Here is an 18,506-nt window from a genome sequence, read left to right on the forward strand (position 1 = left end):
AGTAGATGTTAATTCAAAACAAATGATTAAGTAGAGAAAATATTAATGCCTCAACAGCACCAACAAGAATTAAAAAAGCAACTTTGGAGTATGGCGAATAGTTTGCGTGGTAGCATGTCTGCCGATGATTTTCGTGATTACATATTAGGTTTTATCTTTTATAAATATCTATCGGAAAAACTCAATACTTATGCTGAACAACTCTTAGACAAAAATAGCGTTGTATTTTCTGAATTAGATGAGACTACTGTTGAAGGTCAAAAGTATTTAAAAATTGTTCAAAAAGCAGCACTAGATGAGTTAGGTTACTTTTTAAAGCCTTCAGAGTTATTTCATTCTTTGGCTAATCGCGGTAGAAAAGGTGAATTTATACTTGATGAAACTATTAGTGTATTTAAAAGCATAGAGCAGAGGACTATCGGCACTGATAGCTTTAATGACTTTAATGGTGTATTCGACGAGTTAGATTTAACATCTAACAAGTTAGGTAAAACATCTGAATCTCGTAATAAGCAGATTACTAAGGTATTTGATCATCTTGATAATGTTAATTTGCATTTGGAAGATAGTGAATTAGATATACAAGGTAGTGCTTATGAAAACCTTATAGCTATGTTTGCTAGTAGCTCTGGAAAAAAAGCTGGGGAGTTTTATACTCCTAAGATGATCTCTAGGTTACTTGCAAAATTAGTAACTTTTAATACACCCGATATTAATTCGGTCTATGATCCTACGTGTGGCTCTGGCTCTCTATTGTTACGTGTAGCTAAAGAAGCTAACAACCCTAATATAAAGCTCTATGGACAAGAGCAAAATTCAAATGCTCATAATCTCTCACGAATGAATATGATTATGCATGGAATACCCTATTCTAACTTCGATATTAAAAAAGGAGATACCCTAGAGGAGCCAAAACATTTAGAACAACGTTTTAATGCTGTGGTTGCAGTGCCTCCATTTTCTGTCTCATGGTCACGTAAAACATCATTTAAAAGCGACCCAAGATTTATTAATTACGAACAATTAGCACCTCGGACTAAAGCTGATTTTGCCTTTATCCAACATATGCTTTATCAGCTAGACGATAACGGGACCATGGCTATAGTGGTGCCGCACGGTGTCCTTTTTCGAGGTGGTGCTGAAGGTATTATCAGAAAGCAGTTAATTAAAGACTTTAACTATTTAGATGCTGTTATAGGGCTACCTTCAAACTTATTCTATGGAACTTCCATTCCAACTTGTATCTTAGTTTTTAAGAAAAACCGTATAAACAAAAAAGATATATTATTTCTCGATGCTAGTAATGACTACCGTAGTACGAAGGCTAATAACTCAATTACTGAGGGTACAATTTTAAATACACTCCAAACTTATGCAGCTAGAAATAGCGTTACACTTTTTAGCAAAGCTGTCAGTTTAGGTGAAATTGAAAGCAATGACTTTAACTTGAGTATTACTAAATATGTCACATTATACCCAACGACAGAAGTGAAGAGTTTTGCGGAATTATTAAGTGTTTTTGAGAAGTATAATCCCAAGTTTACGTTTTTTAGGGGAGTTGTTGACAAAAGTTTTGAGCTGCGCACTACTGCGAGCAGGATGAATGTAAAACAAGATGAAATATATAAAGTAGAAAAAGCTATATTTGAGAGTTTTAAGCAGCAAGCTATACCCTTTCTTGAATTTACTCCTAGGGATGAATGGGAGTGGCTTGCCTTAGCACAGCATCACGGCCTACCTACTAGATTACTAGATTGGAGCAAAAACCCATTGGTTTCTACTTACTTTGCTGTAGAAAAAGAACCAACAAAAGACGCTGCAATTTATGTGTTAACAGATCGAAAAGAGCCCTTTGACACTAAAGATTACTCCGACCCATTGGAGCTCCCTAATGATGAACCTGTCAGACGTTATATTCCTCCACACTTGACTGGAAGAATCATCTCTCAAAGTGGCATTTTCACTGTACATAATGAATTGAATTTACCATTTTATTCAGGCCAAATTAAAAAGATTATTATCCCTAGTCGCTTAAAAGAAAGCTTTAGGGAGCAACTATATAAATTCGGCGTTCACAAGGCTTCTATATATCCTGGACTTGATGGGATAAGTGACCATATTAAGTGGTTAGAAACAGAGTTAAAATAAAGAGATTAAATTAATGGTTCAACAACACCAACAAGAATTAAAAAAACAACTTTGGAATATTGCTAACAGCTTACGTGGCAATATGTCGGCTGATGACTTTCGTGATTACATACTTGGGCTTATTTTTTATAAATACCTGTCAGATAAGCTTAACACTTATGCCGATCAGCTTCTAAGTGAAGACGGTATTGTATTTGCTAAAATTGACGAAACAACAGCAGAAGGTCAAGAGTACTTAGAAGCAGTAAAAGAAGAGGCGCTTGATAAGTTAGGCTACTTTTTAAAGCCTGCAGAGCTGTTTCATGTATTGGCTGAGCGCGGCGCTAACGATAAGTTTATTTTAGACGATGTAACCAACGTACTTAACCATATTGAACAAAGCACGATGGGCGCAGATAGTGCCGACGACTTTAACGGCTTGTTTGACGAGCTAGATTTAACCTCTAACAAGTTAGGTAAAACACCCGATGCGCGCAACAAGTTAATAGCCAAAGTATTAGAGCACCTTGGTAACATCGATTTTCACCTAGAAAGTAGCGAAATAGACATACTTGGCGATGCTTACGAATATCTTATTGGCATGTTTGCCAGCGGCGCGGGTAAAAAAGCAGGCGAATTTTATACGCCGCAAATGGTGTCAAAGTTACTGGCAAAATTAGTCACCTTAAATAATCCGCATATAAAATCGGTTTACGACCCGACCTGTGGCTCGGGTTCATTGTTGTTACGTGTTGCAAAAGAAGCTAATAACCCAGATTTAAAATTTTACGGCCAAGAGCAAAACCCAAGTACGTATAACCTAGCGCGTATGAATATGATAATGCACGACGTGCATTACACTAAGTTCGACATTCAAAACGACGACACGCTAGAGGTTCCTGCACACATCGAGCAACGCTTTAGTGCCGTAGTCGCTAACCCGCCATTTTCGGCTGATTGGTCTGCCAACCCGCTACACATGAATAACGAGCGCTTTTCCGACTACGGTAAGCTAGCACCAAAAAGCAAGGCCGACTTTGCTTTTGTACAACACATGATCCACCAGCTTGACGACAACGGTACAATGGCAGTGGTGTTACCGCACGGCGTGTTGTTTCGTGGTGCAGCCGAAGGGCATATACGCAAGCACCTTATTAAAGAAAAAAACTACCTTGATATGGTAATAGGCCTACCTGCTAACATATTTTTTGGCACGTCTATACCTACCTGTGTATTGGTACTAAACAAACACCGTAAAACCGACGACAACGTATTGTTTATAGATGCCAGTAATGATTTTGAAAAAGGTACTAATAACAACGTATTGAGTGAGAAAAACTTACAACGCATTTTAGATGCAGTAAGTAAGCGCAGTTTCATTAATAAATATGCCTTTACTGCTACGCAAGCTGATTTAGCTGAAAACGACTATAACCTTAATATTCCTCGCTACGTAGATACGTTTGAGGAAGAAGAGATTGTTGATTTAAGTGAGGTCGTAAAACAGCTGGTGGAAAATGATAAAGCGATACGAGAAACAGATAAAACGATCACTAGCTTTTGTTATCAATTAAGTATTAATACACCGTTTGAGGTGATTAATGAATGAGTATGCGCCAAAGCTTAGATTTAAGGGTTTCAGCGATGAATGGAGTGTTGAGACATTAAAAAAATCCCGCACTCAAATTATAGACTGCGAACATAAAACCGCACCTTACGTGGATTCGTCAGAGTATTTAGTAGTCAGAACTAATAATGTGAGAGATGGGCTTATTAAATATGGTGATATTCGCTATACGAGTAGTGAAGGTTTTCACGAATGGACAAAAAGAGCAACTCCGACTTTTGGGGATATTCTTTTTACAAGAGAGGCTCCTGCTGGAGAGAGTTGCTTGGTCCCAAAAGGTAAAAAGATTTGTTTAGGGCAGAGAATGGTACTTCTAAAACCCAAAGAAAGAAAAATGAGTGGAGTCTACTTATCTCATTTGCTTCAAACTCCTAAGTCGAGGTTTGAAGTAAAAAAACTTTCAATTGGTACTACTGTAACGCGAATCAACATCCAAGACATTTACAGAATAAAATTGGCATATCCTAAGCTTGTTGAACAGCAAAAAATAGCTGATTTTCTTACTTCTGTAGATACTAAAATCAGCCAGTTAACTGAAAAATACCGTTTATTAAAAGACTATAAAAAAGGCGTAATACAACAAATTTTCAGCCAAAAAATCCGCTTTAAAGACTATGATGGAAAGGCATTTCCTGAGTGGGATATGTTTAAATTGATTGATATTGCTGAACCAATAAAACGTAAGGCAGATAGAGTAATTGATAATGTTATGACTATCTCCGCGGGTAAGGGGTTTCTTCATCAAAATGATAGGTTTAGCCAAGTTATTGCTGGTACTAGCTTAAATAAATATATCCATTTAAAACGAGGGGAGTTTGCATATAATCGAGGCAACTCTAAAAGTTACACTTATGGCTGTATTTACAGGTTAGAGGAGGAGGAGGCATTAATTCCTTTTGTATACAGAAGCTTTAAATTATCTAAAGGTGTAGAAGGTTTTTTTGCTCAATTATTTACGATGAAATATTTGGATAAACAACTAAGAAGATTAATTTCATCATCTGCTCGTATGGATGGGCTATTAAATATTGGTGAGAAAGACTTTTATCAGGTTAAAGTTCCTTTCCCATGTATAGAAGAACAACAAAAAATAGCGCAATTTTTACAATCGCTCGATAAAAAAATAGACGCTGTTAACGAGCAAATTGAACATACTAAGCTATTTAAAAAAGGCTTACTACAGCAAATGTTTGTGTGAGAAACAATGACCAATAAAATTAACGACAACCCAATAGCGAACATTATTGATATTCAAACTTTGCAAGAAAGCGTAGAGGTTGAGTGCAAGCAGGCTGGTGGCCGCGACGGCCATGGTGCAGTGCCTAATGATATATGGGAAACCTATAGCGCGTTTGCCAATACTCGTGGTGGCTTAATTTTATTGGGCATTAAAGAAAAAAAAGGCACGTTTACAGTTGAGGGTATAACAAACCCAGCGCCGCTAATTAAGAATATTTGGGATATTGTTAATAATCCGAATAAAGTGAGTGTTAATTTACTCAGCGAAAGTGACGTGCGCATTGAAATACTGGAAGGCAAATCGATTATTGCGATTACTGTACCACGCGCCCCGCGCGAAAGCCGCCCTGTATTTATAAATGCGAACCCACTTAATGGGACTTATCAGCGCCGTTACGAGGCCGATCAAAAGTGTTTGCCACCGGCAGTAAATAAAATGCTGGCAGAGCAAGAGGAAGTGCGCGACAACCGTATTTTAGAGCACTTTACCCTTGACGACATAGACCCCGAAAGCCTTCGCATTTATAGGCAAATGTTTGTTGACGCCAAACCACAACACCCTTTTTTAGAATTGAGCGACCAAGAGTTTTTGCGCTCAATACGTGGCTGGCAACAAGACCGCGCAACAGGCAAAGCAGGTTTAACCCTTGCTGGCTTAGTGATGTTTGGTAAGTGGGATGCGATTCAAGATGCGTTGCCTAGTTTTGCACTTGATTATCAAGAAAAAGATGACAGCACACACCGCTGGATAGACCGAATTTATACTGACGGCTCTTGGTCGGGTAATGCTTTTGATTTTTATCGTAAGGTGTATCGTAAGCTCACGGCAGATTTAAAAATAGGGTTTAGCTTAACCGATGACGGCCAACGGCAAGATACCACTCCCGCGCATGAGGCCATTCGTGAAGCACTTGTTAATACACTCGCACATGCAGAATTTAATACCGAAAGTAATATTTTAATTGAAAAGCACCCTGACTTCATTGGCTTTAGAAACGCAGGGCTAATGCGTATACCTGTGCATGAGGCTAAGGCGGGGGGTAACAGCCAGTGCCGAAACCCTGCTATTCATCAAATGTTTTTAAATATTGGTTTAAGCGAAAAAGCAGGGTCGGGTATTCCTAAAATATACAGTAACTGTAAAGCGCAAAACTGGCAGCCACCGCATATGTATGAAAAGGATGAGCTGAATCAAACCTTTTTAGAGTTGCGCATGGTTAATATTGTGTCGCCTGAGCTTGATAAGCGCCTTACAGATACCTTTGGTAGTGGCTACAAAAAGCTGAGCGAGCTTAAGCGAACTATTTTGATTACCGCCATTACTGAGTCATGGTTTAACCACGAGCGTATTTGCTCGTTGACCTCAGAGCATACAAGAGAAGTGACACTTGCGTTAAGTCAGTTAGTTAATGCAGGGTACTTAGAGTCGGCAGGCCAGCACAGAGGCAAGATATATCACTTAAAAGGGATACAAATCCCTACACCTGATAATGATGCAGGTAAGAGTATTACGTTTGTAGCCTCTCCCAAGTTAGATCAGCTTTCATTGTTTGAAGGTCCGGAGTTAAATAGCGAAGGTCCGGACCTAGATACTGAAGGTCCGGAGTTAAGCAATGAAGGTCCGGACCTAGCTTTAAATACTCCGGACCAAGACAATACAGAAGTTGAGACAGCTGCAGCTAATGAGTTATGGAGTTCACTATGGGTTATAGGTGAGCAAGTACGATCTGCCTCAAGTAGAAAGCAGAAGTCTGAGGTAGAACAAGCAATAATAGCCCTATGTAAAGAAGCACAGCCGCACTGTTTAAGGTTGGGTGATATAGCACAGCTGCTAGGAATGAAGCCCGACACGCTAAGACGTAACTACTTAAGTAAAATGGTTAAAGAGCAGGTATTGTTTTTGGCATATCCAACAATACCGAATCACCCAGAGCAGGGTTATAAGTTACACAAAGATTAGCAATAAAGCTGTGAATGTATTGCACAAGGCTAGCACCAAGGAATTGTAGGTATAAATGAATTATCAAAGTGAACAACAATTAGAAGATAACTTAATTGCACAGCTTAGCGATCAAGGCTTTGCACGCGTTATTTTAAAGGATAACGCAGCACTTGAGGTCAATCTTAAGCAGCAGCTTGAAAAAGTGAATGGCTGCACGTTAAGCGATACTGAGTTTACGCAAATATTGGGTAAGCTTGGTAAGGGTAATATATTTGCAAAGGCCAAAACACTGCGCGACCAGCTTGATGTAACACTTGATAACGGCGACAGCAGACACTTAACGTTGTTGTTTGATGAGCCGCAGCTAAATAGCTTTCAGGTGGCGCAACAAATTACAGTAAAGGGCACATACACTAACCGATACGATGTAACGCTATTGGTTAATGGCTTGCCGCTGGTACAAATAGAGCTAAAACGCCGTGGTATTGAACTAAAAGAAGCGTTTAACCAGATTAAGCGTTATCAAAAGCATTCGTTTCATGCCAACCATGGTTTGTTTAACTATGTGCAGCTGTTTGTAATGTCGAATGGGGTTAATAGCCAGTACTTTTCTAACAATAGTGAAATGTCGGCTAAGCAAACCTTTGACTGGACTGATAATAAAAATAATAAAATAAGCCAGTTACACGACTTTGCCGAAGCATTTTTAACGCCTTCGCACTTAACGCATATGCTCACCAAGTACATAGTGCTTAATGAAACAGGTAAGTACTTGATGGTGCTCAGGCCGTACCAGTTTTATGCAGTAGAAGCGATTGTAGAGCAAGTTAAAACTACAACCGATAACGGCTACATTTGGCATACAACGGGATCAGGTAAAACTTTAACCTCGTTTAAAGCGGCGCAAATTATGACCTCGCTGAGTGAGGTTGATAAAGTAGTATTTGTGGTAGACCGTAAAGATCTAGATTACCAAACAGCGCTTGAGTTTAATGCGTTTGTAAAAGGCTCCGTAGACAGCACCGACAATACTAGTATGTTGTTCCACCAGCTGTTAGATAAGCCAATGAAGGGTAAAAAGGTCAACCAAAGCCGTAATACTAAGCTGGTGGTAACTACACTACAAAAGCTTAATAACGTGGTGACTAAACAGCGCTATTTAAAAGAAATGCAAAGCCTGCAAGATAAGCGCATTGTGTTTATATTTGACGAGTGCCACCGTAGCCAATTTGGTGGTACGCATAAAAACATTACCGAATTTTTTAATAACGCGCAGTTGTTTGGTTTTACGGGTACGCCTATATTTGCCGACAATGCTGTTGCTAAAAACTCAGTTAAACGCACCACTAAAGATTTATTTGGTGAATGCTTACACCCTTATGTAATTGTGGATGCAATACGCGACGCTAACGTGCTTAAGTTTGCTATTGAGTACGTTGGGCGCTATCAATACAAAGATGGCTCTAACAACAATCTAGATATTGAAGTTGAAGACATCGACACTAAAGAGCTTTTAACCTCGCCTGCGCGCTTAGATAAAATAACTGATTATATTATTGCCCAGCATAACCGTAAAACACATAGTCGTGAATATAACGCCATGTTTTGTGTATCAAGCGTTGCAGAGCTTATTCAGTATTATGAGCTGTTTGCGAGTAAAAAAGCACAAGACAAACACAACCTTAAAATTGCCACCATATTTAGTTATGAGGCTAATGAAGAGGAAGAGTACGAACTAGGTAATGATGATGCGCAAATTAAAGAAGTATCAGCCAAATATTTAAACGAAGGGCAAGCCGTTAAACTACATAGCCGCGATAGGTTAGACTCATTTATTAACGACTATAATGCTATGTTTGGTACAAGCTACTCCACCAAAGACAGTAAGTTATTTGAAGACTATTACAAAAATATATCTAAGCGCGTTAAAGCCAAAGAGATTGATATATTGCTGGTGGTGAATATGTTTTTAACAGGCTTTGATGCTCCTAAACTCAATACTTTATACGTTGATAAAAACCTTAAGTACCATGGTTTAGTACAAGCGTTTTCGCGCACCAACCGTTTATTGGGTGAGACTAAATCGCACGGTAACGTAGTGTGCTTCAGAAACCTTAAAAAAGCCGCTGATACTGCCTTTACTTTATTCTCAAATAAGCAGCCTAAAGAGTTTATAGAAACCCCTTCGTATAATGAACTGCTTACTGATTTTAACAGCGCCTATGATGCGCTAATGGCAATTACGCCTACCGTTGATTCTGTTGATGCTTTACCTGACGAAGAGGCTCAGGCATTGTTTGTGAGGCAGTTTCGTGAGCTTATGCGCTTAAAGAACATGTTAAGCAACTTTGCTGACTTTGATATGGACTCAACCTCCATGGGCGAGCAAGAGTTTCAGGATTATACGAGTAAGTATGCCGACCTTGGCAGGCAGCTACGTGAGAACTCAAGTAAGGAAAAAGTATCGGTTTTAGATGACGTTGATTTTGAACTAGAGCTATTACACAGCGATATAGTAAACGTAACCTATATTTTGCAGTTATTACGTGAGTTACACGGTGAAGAAAGTACTGACGAAAAAGCCCGTAAACGCCAAGTAATAGCAAACCTAATAGCCACAGACCCAACCTTATTAAGTAAAAAGGCACTTATAGATAAGTTTATGGACGAGCATTTACAAGGCATACCTGCCAGTGCTGACATTGATGAAGAGTTTGAGCTTTATTGGGAAAAAGAAAAGCGCCTAGAGCTTGAGAAGTTTGCCCAAGAGCAAAAGCTAAACCAAGAACGCCTAGAAAAGCTAGTAACCCGTTATGAGCTAAGTGACGAAATGCCACTAAGGGATGACTTTGCTGACGTGCTCGAAACCAAACCCAGCTTATTACAGCGCAAAAAAGTACTCCCCATCATTACTGATAAATTTAAACGTTTTGTAGATACATTTATGACAGGGTTTTAAAGGGTTCTAGTGGTATTTTGCTTAAGCCGTCAACGGTTGACGGTTGAAGTATCTAAAATTTATTCATGATTTATAATCATATAGGTTAACTTTTTAAAGGATAGCTTGGTACGATAAATGGAAAATTATTATAGTATTTTGAACATTAGCCCGAGTGCGGAACCTGAAGTAATAAAAGCTGCATTTAGAGTTCTATCAAAAAAATATCATCCTGACGTGGACTCCTCTGAGGCGTCCAAAGTTAGAATGCAGGCAATAAATCTAGCGTATGACACTCTTTCAAATAAAGCCAAACGAAAGGCTTATGATGATGAGTTGGCTAGTAGAGGGTGTTTTGATTTCACGCAAGAAAATGAGGGCCAATGTACTTCGTTTGAATTTGAAAGTGATTGGTTATTAGCTACAGAGTACTACCCTGAAATAGAAGCAGTATTAAAAAGGTTAAATAAGTTTAGCTATGACTTAGGGATGACTTTTAAAGTTTACCTGCTTGAGTGTAAGTCATTTAATGAAGCTAATAGTATTGCTTCTAAAATGGAGGATAAATTTTTAAGGACTTATTTTGGTACGAACAATCATGTTCAAGCATTAGCAAGGCAAGTTATTGTCGAAAACCGAAATGAGATAGCCGTAGAGCTAAACCAAGCGGTAAGGGTTTTAGGTGATTCACAAGGCTCGTTAATTTTAAGAAAAGTAAAAGAAAAATACCCTGATTATTTTAATACAGATAAAGAGAGTAGAAATGAGACATCTGATCTGATTGCTGTACTCCTTATCATTTTCCTTATATTTATTGTAATAGTCAGCTTTAATTAAAAAGTTATTGAATAACTAGTTATGTGACAGTTGTATAAACCCTTAAATTACATTGGCTTTATTAATAAGTAGAAATTGCTTTCTTGCTTCACTCATATGCTGGTGGAAGTACGGTGCTTTTACTACCTTCGTGTGGATATGAAAGTGAAGATGATGACTATCTGTATCTTTGTAATATGCATCAAGTGCTGATTGAACAATAATAAAGGCCTCTGCGCCATAGTATTCACAAATACGATATTTAAAGCATTCTAACGCTACCCTGTATTGTGATACTAGCTTGTTCACCTCGGAGTTGTTAATACTTTTCTGCCCAACTATATCGCACAATTGAATGTATGCTTTAAGTGAGTCTTCTATTAATACGGGGTCATAGCCTTTCATTAGGTTCCATCCAAAACCATTTTTAACAGGATTGGTTCGTACAGCAAGTTTACCCTCGGTTGTTTTTGCACCTGTAGAGCGACCTCCATGAAATTTACATCGACCATTTCGCTTGTTGCCTAGGCGCTTGCAGGGATTACCTGAACGTGTTTTGGCCCCGCACTTGGGTAGACTGTCTAAATCAAACTTACTCATTTTTTGCCTTTTTATGATCGATCATGCTCGGTGAACTTTCGGTTCATAGGGTTTGTTTTTTGAAAATCTATTTTCTTTAAAGTTTTTAAAATCGAATGTTTATATGCTTACCATCATAGAGTAAATATATAAATCAATGGGTTATGATATTTTAATGCCGCGTAAAGCGAACACTTAATAGTGCTTTATGTTGTCTGTGCACGTAAGGTGATCGATCACTTTGCATGTGTATACTTCGGTTCTTAGAGTGCTGCAAAGGTACTTCAGCGTTATTAACTTGATTAAGGTGATCGCTGTACTGCAATGAGCGATGAAGTTTAGATTGTATTAGCTGTGTACTGCTTATAGCTGATAACCTTTTTAGTAACTTGATACCACCAGCCTCTGAGTTATCTAGGTTTATTAGAGCCGCTTCTTTATTTTGCTGGTATGTAATAGCTGAATTTACGAGTAGCATATCGTTAAAGCGTTTATCAACGTGCTCTGTTGAGTATTCAAGTTTACTAAATAAGTAGCTATGAGCCTTAATGCTAGCTTCTTTTGTGGCACGTTTAGTAAAATAACTTAAGCGGTATAGAGCTGGTTCTATACTGAATTTATTACCCCTGTGCATTAGGTAGTATGGGTGCTTGACCAGTGAGGCTGAGCCTAGGCCTTCAGATTCCCAAGCATGCTTTAATTGGTAGGTTAACTTACTGCTATGATTTATTTTATGCCCGCTTAACAACACAGCTAAATGATAATGATGATTTGAAGATGTATTTCTCTCTCTAGCGCATATGTAACTTACTTTGCAGTTATATTGTTTTGTAAGTATCGACAGCTGTTTTTTAATAAATTTTAAGAACGCCTGATTATTAATAGAATAAGATTTAGTACTTAGGTCTATTCTTGCTACGAGTACTTTAGAGTAGTGAGAAAGCATACATTCACAATGCCTAAACACTTTAGTTAATGCTTTTAGATCTTGGCCTTTTGTCTTTGGTTTGAATACTCTGTAGCTATGGTCTTTGTATATAAAGTTTACTGAGTTAGTTGTTGATATTTTAAAGGTCATTGTTCTATCTATTTGCTTTAGTTATTAATTGGTATCTTTCTTATATTATTTAATATCCGCTATTAGTGGATATGCGCTTTACAGATAAAAGCCCTTTTAAAATAATAACTAAGATATGTTTTTAGTTTGTTGAATAGCGTGTTTTTACTGATCATTTTGTTTCAAAGTGCGTCATCAGTAGGCCAAAAAAAAGCAGTTTATTTACCTGCTTTTGAGTGTTTATTAGCTAGCCAATTTTTATAATCTTGAAAATGCCACATGGACCGCCCATTTATTACATGAGCTGGTGGGGGGAAATGGCCAGCCTTTATCCATCTTCCAAGTGTTGACCTACTGATGTTAAGAAGCTTTTGCAGTTCAGGCTTTTTAATCATTCGAGCATCGTCAATATACATAGCAAGATCTGGTAGCTTTTTCTCGCTCATTGAGGTCGCTCCATATTTATAACTTCGCGAGATTTTACAAAGTCTAAAAGCTCGCTTAATAACCAACAAACTCTGTCGCTATCGGCATGAAGCTTTCTTCTTTTCGGAAAGAGGCCTTTTTTTTCTAAAGCCCAAGCGCTGGTTCGAGAGACAGCCGTTATTTTGGCTCTTTCTGCTTCTCTGACTAGGCGGTCAGTAAATTGAGTTGTTGGTGTTGTTAGTTGGTTCAAATTGGTTTCTCCGGTTCATCATTGTTGATGGGGAGAATTATGAAAGAATATAGGGATAGGAAAGCCCTACTCACTAAGTGGGTAGGGCTTTTTTTTACTGTTATTAACTGAAATTTAAGAATAAATTATTTTAATTTATTTCTAATTTCCGCAGTGCTGTATTTTTTCTTTAGCAACTGGCTGAGCTTTATGGGATATGCCTTACCCTTTGCACTTATCAGCTTTGGCTTATGTAAGTGATTTTTGATATATGCTTCAGTGTCTTCACATCTTTTGAATATATGAAAGCACTCCAGTTCCTTATTTTTAATATAGAAATCGTAAATAAGAGGATGTATCGCTTGAGCTAGAATCTTTTTAGATAGTTTACCGTAATCTCCGACTGAATCTAGGTAATTAGCCATTTCCAATATAAGCGATTTGAGTGAGTCAGTCTTTGCTGCTGTTTTTATTCCACCAGCTTGCGTATCAAGTACACCTTTTTGAAAACCTCTCTCAGCATGTTTTTCCAAATTAACTCTCATATCATGAGCGCCAGCATGATAGCCGATAAGAAGCGCACTGGTTAAAGCATCACTTAGCTGATGTTCGCTAGAGTTGTAAGATGAACTCAGAGTATTAGAAATATTTTTCAGCTCGTTATCAACTTCTCTAAGCATTGTGTGCTCATCTTTAGGTAATAGCTCTTTATTAGTCTTTAGCTTTTCAACTCGGTACTTGATTAACTTAAGAAGCTCAATGCCTGAGTACAAAGATTCTAAGGCCACTTTTAAATGATTATCTTGTTTTAGGGTGTCACTGTTTAACTGGTTAAAAAGCATTTCAGGAAAAACCATATTCTTTAGATTTTCAATCTGCTGCTTTTTACCATTATTTGTAACGCCAGTGATAGGAGCTGTTTTTGAAGCAGTCATAATAAGCTCAATTATCTTGTATTAAAGGTATAACAAGGTTTGCTAATTCATTTAGCGCTTTTTGTCGCTCATCAAAGTAATCGTATCGGTTATATACCCCTTCAACCCCTTTAATCTTATGATTCAAACAGCGCTCGGCTACATTATCAGGAACTCCTAATTGCGCCAAAAGACTACGGCATGACCGCCTTAGATCGTGAATTACAAAGTATTCAATACCTTCACTACCTAAAATATTTGGGTATGGCTTTTTCTTGCTGTCGACTTTCCGGCCAAACATTTTGGCTAAAGCATGATTAAGAGTATCATCAGATATATATGCTCTTCTTTTACTTGTTCGCCTCGACGGGAATAGGTAATCAGATCCACAAGAACGTACTTTTAATTCTTCAAATAATGGTACTAATGCGGGTGCTATAGGTATTTTTATAGCTACATTTGTTTTACTTCTTGACTCGGGCAAAAACCAACAATTTTCTGTAAAATCGAATTCACTCCATTTTGCAGCTATGAGCTCACCTTTTCGAACCCCTAAAGTAAGTAGTAAAACTGATGCTATGTAATTATCTTTAGTAAAAATATGGCTATTCTCTTCAAAAGATCTAAATATAGTTTTTACTTCATCACTACTTAATATTCGGGTGCGGCTTTTTCCTACACCACCAGCATCTTTTGCATCGAAAGCAGCTGCTGGGTTCTTATCAGTGCAATCTAACTTTTGGGCATGTTTGAAAAGCTGTTTGCATTGAAGTAGGACTTTATTGGCAATAGATGGACGTCCACTATTGGATATATCATTAATTAGATCATGTATGTGTTTAGCTTTTACATCTTCAACTTTAAGACGGCCTATTGAAGGTTTAATATCGTTAGTGAAATATCTTAAAGCTACATTGGGATGTTTTAGCCTTTTCCTAACACCTTCAAACCAGTTATCAAATAAATCACTAACAGTGATAATAGTTTTCTTACTGCTTTCAATACGTTTTTGCAAAGGGTCTTTGCCTTGTTTGACCATTTGGAAAACATTGTTTGCGATAAGTTTGGCATCTGACAGCGATAGCTCTGGAAAGTGACCTCCAGTTAACGTCATAAATGAGCGTCTTTTATTTATTGTGTACCTAACTTCCCATGCTCCACCAGTTCTTCCTTTGTTAGGTTTTATATACAACCCTTTAACAACACGCACTCTGGCAGATGTTGTTTCTTTGATAACTGATTTTAACTCTTTTTGGTTCATTTTCTCACCGTAAAGTGGCTACTAGAAGTTTTTTGTATGTGGTTACTAAATTGGATTGTAACCTATTTGGTAACCACTTAGACATAAACAATAAGAAACTAGTATGAACCATGAAAAACAAAAAACCTAGAAAAATCTAGGCTTTTTAATTGTTTGTATACAAGTTGAAACAGGCTAAAACATTATTCTATGTTCTGAATTTGCTCTCTCATCTGCTCAATAAGCACTTTTAGCTCCACAGCTGCATTAGTAATATCGCTATTAATAGACTTAGAGGCTAGGGTGTTTGCTTCGCGGTTAAACTCTTGCATCATAAAATCTAAACGGCGGCCACATGCGCCACCTTTATTAAGAATTTTTTTAGTTTCTTTTACGTGCGACTTTAAGCGGTCGAGTTCTTCGGCAACATCTTGCTTTTGCGCAAGGTAAATAAGCTCTTGTTCAAGGCGAGATTCGTCAATGTCGGTTTTTAAGTCTTCAAGCTTTTGATTAAGCTTTTCACGCTGCCACTTTGCTATTTCTGGTAAGTGACTTTCTACTACAGTAACTTGCTCAAGTATGGCATCAAGGCGAGTGGCAATCATTTCTTCTAAATTTGCGCCTTCATCGCCACGGGCTGATTTAAAATCTTCAACTACTTGGTCAAAGCCCGCTATAAGTGCTTTATTAACGGTATCTAAATCGAGCTCCTGTGCTTCCATTACGCCAGGCCAGCGCAGTATATCAACTGGGTTAATGTCGCCACTGCTTTGTTGCTGCACCCATTTAACACTATTTATTAGTTGCTCAGCAAGTGACTCATTAATTGATAGCTCACCCACGTGTGCTGGATTTGCAACAAACTTTAAAAATACTTCAACTTTACCGCGTTGCAAATTTTTACGTAAACGCTCACGAATTACCGGCTCCATGCCACGAAATTGCTCTGGTGCGCGAATAAACGTTTCAAGGTAGCGCTGGTTTACTGAACGAATTTCCCAGGTGCCAGTGCCCCAATCGCCTTTAATTTCGCGACGCGCATAAGCAGTCATACTGTGGATCATGGATAAGTTCCTAAAATTTATTAATACAATATTGCGATGATTATACCGTAACACTGCTTAACCTCTAGAGAAAATTTATTACGCTGAATATTTTACAATCAGCATGGCATCTACCTGCACATGCACTTATAATGTCGCAAATTCAGAATTAAGGGGATCGTCAATGCGTCCAAGCGAAAGAACACCTAACCAAATTAGACCGGTATCATTTACACGTAATTACACATTACACGCTGAAGGCTCAGTACTTGTTGAGTTTGGTAATACCAAAGTACTTTGTACTGCTACGGTTGAAGCAGGTGTACCACGTTTTATGAAAGGCCAAGGTAAAGGTTGGATCAACGCTGAATACGGTATGCTACCGCGCTCAACGCATACACGTAACGCACGTGAAGCAGCACGTGGTAAACAAGGCGGTCGTACTATGGAAATTCAACGTTTAATTGCTCGCGCATTAAGAGCTGCAGTAGATTTAAAAGCGCTTGGCGAAAACACCATTACAATTGACTGTGATGTGATTCAAGCTGATGGCGGAACACGTACTGCATCTATCAGTGGTGCATGCGTTGCTTTAGTTGATGCACTTACTCACATGCGCGCTAAAGGAATGATCAACTCAAACCCACTTAAGCATATGATTGCTGCTATTTCGGTAGGTATTTATAAAGGCCAACCAATTAGTGATTTAGAGTACCTTGAAGATTCTGAAGCCGAAACCGATATGAACGTAATTTTAACTGAAACAGGTAAAATTATTGAAGTACAAGGTACCGCAGAGGGCGAACCATTCTCGTTCGACGAATTAGATGAGCTACTTACACTGGCTAAACATTCAATCCGTGAAATTATTGACGTTCAAAAACAAGCGTTAGCATAAGCGAGTACCTCAATGAAAGATTATCAAAAAGAGTTTATTGAATTTGCTTTAGAAAAGCAGGTGTTAAAATTTGGCGAGTTTACCCTTAAATCAGGTCGTACAAGCCCATACTTTTTTAATGCTGGCCTTTTTAATACAGGACGTGATTTAGCACGTTTGGGTCGTTTTTATGCATCAGCCCTTGAAGACGCCGCAATAGAATACGACGTTTTATTTGGCCCAGCTTATAAAGGCATTCCTATTGCAACCACTACCGCAGTAGCGCTGGCAGATCACCATGATAAAGATGTACCTTATTGCTTTAACCGTAAAGAGAAAAAAGCACATGGTGAAGGTGGTACATTAGTAGGTTCTGCATTAACGGGTAAAATTATGCTGGTGGATGATGTGATCACTGCAGGCACTGCGATTCGTGAATCAATGGAAATCATTGCCGATAACGGCGCAGACCTAAGTGGTGTACTAATAGCACTTGATCGCCAAGAAAAAGGCAAAGCTGAGCTTTCAGCTATTCAAGAGGTTGAGCGCGACTTTAATACCAAAGTGATCTCTATTGTAAAATTAGCTGATCTTATTAGCTACCTTGAGAGCCAAGGTACAATGGACGAGCATTTAGCATCAGTTAAAGCATACCGAGATCAATACGGTATTGCCTAACTAAAAAAAGCCTCGCAATTGCGGGGCTTTATTTTGACCACAGTAAATAGAGCTAATAATGAGAGATGTATTTAAACCTAACGGCCTTGGTATAAAGCGTATATTTAAAGCAACGTATTGTTCGTACCTTGGTTTTAAAGCGGCCTTTATAGAAGAAGCGGCTTTTAGGCAAGAGTTGCTACTTAGCATTATTTTGCTACCCATTTCTTTTTGGCTAGCCTCATCGGTATTACATTGGGCATTGTTAGTAAGTACATTACTGATCATATTGATTGTGGAATTACTTAATTCAGCAATAGAAGCGCTCACTGATCGCGTAAGTACAGAGCGCCATGTATTATCGGGGCGTGCGAAAGATATGGGATCTGCAGCGGTAACACTCTCATTAATGATCCTTACGATCGTGTGGGGTGCTAGTTTGTATATAAAGTTATTTCAGTAAACCCTCTATATAAACCAATTAATACACCTAAAATGTTAATAAAGTGCTAGTTATGTTGTGTTTTTAGCGCATTTGGCTCAAATAATCAGCGAACAGTCATTTATTTCAAGTTTTCTTCAAAAAAGGGTTGATCTGTTTTCGGATCTCCCTATAATGCGACCCCACTGAGACGGCAGACAGCAACGCTTAGCGAGGCAAGAGTCAATCAGTGAGTTGAGTAAAACTTAGTTTTAAAAACTTTCAAGTTTAACAAAATTAAGTGTTGACAAAAAAATAGGAAAGCGTAAGATGCGCAGCCCTAGCGAGATAAAGTTTAACGCTTTAATCGCAAC

16 protein-coding genes are annotated in these 18,506 nt (G+C 38.2%); 9 read left to right on the top strand and 7 right to left on the bottom strand.

The annotated features are described in order from the left end of the window. Window positions 1–45: 45 nt before the first annotated feature. From PSH50_RS20345 to PSH50_RS20370, 6 genes are all read left to right on the top strand, one after another. Window positions 46–2,148, top strand: coding sequence for a type I restriction-modification system subunit M (locus PSH50_RS20345; protein ID WP_273610011.1), 2,103 nt, complete (start codon window positions 46–48; stop codon window positions 2,146–2,148). Between the two features lie 13 nt (window positions 2,149–2,161). Continuing rightward, window positions 2,162–3,736 carry a type I restriction-modification system subunit M gene (locus tag PSH50_RS20350; protein WP_273610012.1) on the top strand — a complete coding sequence of 525 codons (1,575 nt, stop codon included), beginning with the start codon at window positions 2,162–2,164 and terminating at the stop codon, window positions 3,734–3,736. Continuing rightward, the gene (locus tag PSH50_RS20355; protein ID WP_273610013.1) at window positions 3,729–4,952 is read left to right on the top strand and encodes a restriction endonuclease subunit S; all 1,224 of its coding nucleotides are present in this window, start codon (window positions 3,729–3,731) and stop codon (window positions 4,950–4,952) included. Before PSH50_RS20350 ends, PSH50_RS20355 begins: the two co-directional genes overlap by 8 nt. 6 nt (window positions 4,953–4,958) lie before the next feature. Continuing rightward, window positions 4,959–6,953 carry an RNA-binding domain-containing protein gene (locus PSH50_RS20360; protein ID WP_273610014.1) on the top strand — a complete coding sequence of 665 codons (1,995 nt, stop codon included), beginning with the start codon at window positions 4,959–4,961 and terminating at the stop codon, window positions 6,951–6,953. 55 nt (window positions 6,954–7,008) lie between these two features. Further along, window positions 7,009–9,894 (top strand): type I restriction endonuclease subunit R, encoded by a 2,886-nt coding sequence (locus PSH50_RS20365; RefSeq protein WP_273610015.1) that lies wholly within the window; start codon window positions 7,009–7,011, stop codon window positions 9,892–9,894. 117 nt (window positions 9,895–10,011) lie between these two features. Beyond that, window positions 10,012–10,710, top strand: coding sequence for a J domain-containing protein (locus PSH50_RS20370; protein ID WP_273610016.1), 699 nt, complete (start codon window positions 10,012–10,014; stop codon window positions 10,708–10,710). Between the two features lie 42 nt (window positions 10,711–10,752). Here PSH50_RS20370 and PSH50_RS20375 read toward each other — a convergent pair whose 3' ends face one another. The 7 genes from PSH50_RS20375 to PSH50_RS20405 all read right to left on the bottom strand — a co-directional run bounded on the left by PSH50_RS20375 (window position 10,753) and on the right by PSH50_RS20405 (window position 16,198). Next, complete coding sequence (locus PSH50_RS20375; RefSeq protein ID WP_273610017.1) at window positions 10,753–11,289, bottom strand: HGGxSTG domain-containing protein; 537 nt, start codon at window positions 11,287–11,289, stop codon at window positions 10,753–10,755. 151 nt (window positions 11,290–11,440) lie between these two features. Then, complete coding sequence (locus PSH50_RS20380; protein WP_273610018.1) at window positions 11,441–12,346, bottom strand: inovirus-type Gp2 protein; 906 nt, start codon at window positions 12,344–12,346, stop codon at window positions 11,441–11,443. Between the two features lie 197 nt (window positions 12,347–12,543). Next, window positions 12,544–12,771, bottom strand: a complete 228-nt coding sequence (locus tag PSH50_RS20385; protein ID WP_273610019.1) for an AlpA family transcriptional regulator — start codon at window positions 12,769–12,771, stop codon at window positions 12,544–12,546. Next, entirely contained in the window at window positions 12,768–13,001 is a 234-nt protein-coding gene (locus PSH50_RS20390; RefSeq protein ID WP_273610020.1) for an AlpA family transcriptional regulator, read from the bottom strand. The genes PSH50_RS20385 and PSH50_RS20390 overlap by 4 nt, the downstream gene beginning before the upstream one ends. 125 nt (window positions 13,002–13,126) lie before the next feature. After that, complete coding sequence (locus PSH50_RS20395; protein ID WP_273610021.1) at window positions 13,127–13,915, bottom strand: hypothetical protein; 789 nt, start codon at window positions 13,913–13,915, stop codon at window positions 13,127–13,129. Between the two features lie 7 nt (window positions 13,916–13,922). Then, window positions 13,923–15,155 carry a site-specific integrase gene (locus PSH50_RS20400; protein ID WP_273610022.1) on the bottom strand — a complete coding sequence of 411 codons (1,233 nt, stop codon included), beginning with the start codon at window positions 15,153–15,155 and terminating at the stop codon, window positions 13,923–13,925. Between the two features lie 182 nt (window positions 15,156–15,337). Continuing rightward, window positions 15,338–16,198: a YicC/YloC family endoribonuclease gene (locus tag PSH50_RS20405; protein ID WP_273588091.1), complete on the bottom strand. Its 861-nt coding sequence runs from the start codon at window positions 16,196–16,198 to the stop codon at window positions 15,338–15,340. 163 nt (window positions 16,199–16,361) lie between these two features. On the opposite strand from PSH50_RS20405, the gene rph reads away from it, so the two are divergent. The 3 genes from rph to PSH50_RS20420 are packed head-to-tail and all read left to right on the top strand — an operon-like array spanning window position 16,362 to window position 18,174. After that, window positions 16,362–17,075 (top strand): ribonuclease PH, encoded by a 714-nt coding sequence (gene rph / locus PSH50_RS20410; protein ID WP_004588248.1) that lies wholly within the window; start codon window positions 16,362–16,364, stop codon window positions 17,073–17,075. 12 nt (window positions 17,076–17,087) lie between these two features. Beyond that, the gene (gene pyrE / locus PSH50_RS20415) at window positions 17,088–17,732 is read left to right on the top strand and encodes an orotate phosphoribosyltransferase (RefSeq protein WP_004588247.1); all 645 of its coding nucleotides are present in this window, start codon (window positions 17,088–17,090) and stop codon (window positions 17,730–17,732) included. A gap of 58 nt (window positions 17,733–17,790) precedes the next feature. Then, the gene (locus tag PSH50_RS20420; protein WP_273588090.1) at window positions 17,791–18,174 is read left to right on the top strand and encodes a diacylglycerol kinase; all 384 of its coding nucleotides are present in this window, start codon (window positions 17,791–17,793) and stop codon (window positions 18,172–18,174) included. Window positions 18,175–18,506 lie beyond the last annotated feature (332 nt).

The sequence above is a fragment of the Pseudoalteromonas sp. Angola-7 genome (genome assembly GCF_028599255.1).
Classification (GTDB): Bacteria; Pseudomonadota; Gammaproteobacteria; order Enterobacterales; family Alteromonadaceae; genus Pseudoalteromonas; species Pseudoalteromonas atlantica.